The sequence below is a fragment of the Mycobacteriales bacterium genome, from assembly GCA_036497565.1.
In the GTDB taxonomy this organism is placed as follows: Bacteria; Actinomycetota; Actinomycetes; order Mycobacteriales; family QHCD01; genus DASXJE01.
In genome coordinates this window covers 1-1978 of sequence record DASXJE010000101.1, presented here as the reverse complement: position 1 = coordinate 1978, position 1978 = coordinate 1, and the positions used below count along the sequence as shown (strand labels likewise).

Genomic DNA, 1978 nt, shown 5'->3' with positions numbered 1-1978 from the left:
CAGGACCAGGAGCACGAGGGCGCCGCCGAGCTCGACGACGCCGTAGAGCACCCCGTCGGCGACGGCGACCTCGAGCCGGTCGAGGGCGTTGACGAGGCCGGTCAGGAGGTCGACCACGACCGGGAGCCTCTCGTCGCGGGGCCGGTGCATGAGGAGCTCGAGCTCGCCGTCAACGAGGAGACCACTACTCCGGAGATCGGTGAGCTCGAGCCGGTCGCGGAGCCTACCGAGCCGGAGCTCGAGGTCGTCGAGGGGGTCGAGCCGGAGGTTGATGACGCTGAGCGGCGGTTCCAGGACGGTCTCGAGTGGTCACTCGACCGGGCGCGGGTGACCGGCGAGCCGGAGCCGGAGCTTGACGAGCCCGAGCCCGAGGTCGAGCCCGAGGTCGAGTCCGACCGGCCGGTGCCGGCCGTGGAGGACCCGGACCTCTCGGAGCAGCGGGAGGTCGCGGCGCGCGCGTACGACGCGCTGCGCGACCGCGAGCCGGAGCCGGTCGCCGAGCCGGAGCCTGCCGTGCCGGAGCCGGCGTGGGAGCCCGTGGTCGATGTGCCCGCGCCGATCGGGGACGACTTCGGCGACGCGTACTAGGGGGTGTCCTCGATCATGGACACGTGGTATGATCGTGGACATGAGCACACCTGAGATGACCCCGGCCGCGGCCGCCGACGAGCTGGTCCGGTGGTTCGACCCGGCGAGCAACCCGAAGGCCCCTGGCCACCTCGGCGAGCCGGTCCGGACCGCGTTCTGGACAGTGATCGGCTGCGCCCGCGCCTGCGCCAGGACGATTCCCGCGCCGCGGGTGCTGGTCGTCGGCGAGGACTACCGGTCGGGGATCGGTTCGAGTAGCGCGTACGCGAAGGCCGACCTGGTCGTGGACCAGACCGGTCGAGTCCTCAAGTGGCGCTACGGTCCGGTGCCGGAGGTGACCCGATGACCGACGAGCTGATCACGCTGGTGTGCTCGCTGTGCGGCAGCCCGGCCGGGCGGTGCTCGCCGCCGGCACCCCCGGTCCCGGTGATCTGCGCGCAGTGCGCGAAGCTGCGTCACGCTGCGCCGCGCGAGGACTGAGTTAGACGGACCGGGCGGACGCTCCCCCTCCGCCCGGTCCGTCTACCCCCCTCGACCGCTCCCCCTGCGGCACGGGCATTATGGCCCGCGCGCTTCCCCCTCGCGAACGCGAACAGAGGCTCCCCATGACACAGCGCAAGCGGTATGACGTCCCCGTTCCACACGCTCTCCGGCTCGCGGAATCGGCGGTGTTGATCTCGTCATGGCTCGTCTACGAGTTTGTCCGGCGGCTGCGCGACGAACCCCGCGCCTCGCGCCCGGTCGACCAGGAGTCGCGCGCGGCGGCGGCCGGCTGCCGGGATCGTCGGTGACCTCGTTCGTGGCCAACGACCCGCACTGCTCGACCTGGCCGGTGTGGGACCCGGACGGCGAACAGTGCGGGTCGTTGGTCTTCGTCATCGACGGCGACCGTACCGAGATCACCCGAGCTGATCCGCGGCTGACCGTCAACGACCTAGTTGTGCTCGCCTTCGAGGTCGGCCGGTACGGGCGGGTGGTGTTCGACCGGTGGTGCCTCGGCGCGCTGGTCCACTTCTGCGCCGACAACCGCACCGTCACCTACCGGATCGTTGACCGCGAGCTCGCCCGCGGGCTGTGGCTGCTCGAATGGCCGGACTAGTCCCGCGGCCGCGGGGGCGGCGGCCCGGGCAGCGGCGCCCCCGGCTGCGGCAGCGTCGGTCCGGGGCGCTGCGCCCGCGCCGGGTCCGGCGGCGGGACGTCCTTGGGTTCGTAGGTCGCCCACGACCAGGTCTCCCCGGTCCACACCCACTGCCCGGCGGGGGCCGCGGTCGGGGTCGTCGGCGGCGGCGTATAGCGGGCCGCGGCCGGCACTGCCGGGGTCCCGGCGGCGGCCGCGGTGTCCGAGGCCGGGGCCGGGTCGGGTGCAGTGGCAGTGTTGAGGACCTGCGAC

At 73.2% G+C, this 1978-nt stretch carries 5 protein-coding genes; 4 read left to right on the top strand and 1 reads right to left on the bottom strand.

Annotated elements, in window-relative coordinates:
* Window positions 1–144 precede the first annotated feature (144 nt).
* The 4 genes from VGH85_08840 to VGH85_08825 all read left to right on the top strand — a co-directional run bounded on the left by VGH85_08840 (window position 145) and on the right by VGH85_08825 (window position 1687).
* Window positions 145–588, top strand: coding sequence for a hypothetical protein (locus VGH85_08840; GenBank protein HEY2173900.1), 444 nt, complete (start codon window positions 145–147; stop codon window positions 586–588).
* A 40-nt stretch (window positions 589–628) separates the two neighbouring features.
* A complete protein-coding gene (locus VGH85_08835) occupies window positions 629–934 on the top strand; it encodes a hypothetical protein (protein ID HEY2173899.1) in 306 nt (101 codons plus the stop codon).
* Entirely contained in the window at window positions 931–1068 is a 138-nt protein-coding gene (locus VGH85_08830; protein ID HEY2173898.1) for a hypothetical protein, read from the top strand. Before VGH85_08835 ends, VGH85_08830 begins: the two co-directional genes overlap by 4 nt.
* Before the next feature lie 307 nt (window positions 1069–1375).
* A complete protein-coding gene (locus VGH85_08825; protein HEY2173897.1) occupies window positions 1376–1687 on the top strand; it encodes a hypothetical protein in 312 nt (103 codons plus the stop codon).
* Here the strand turns inward: VGH85_08825 and VGH85_08820 are convergent.
* Window positions 1684–1978 (bottom strand): hypothetical protein (locus VGH85_08820; protein HEY2173896.1); only part of this gene is annotated, 295 nt, incomplete at its 5' end. The two genes, VGH85_08825 and VGH85_08820, sit on opposite strands and share 4 nt — an antisense overlap.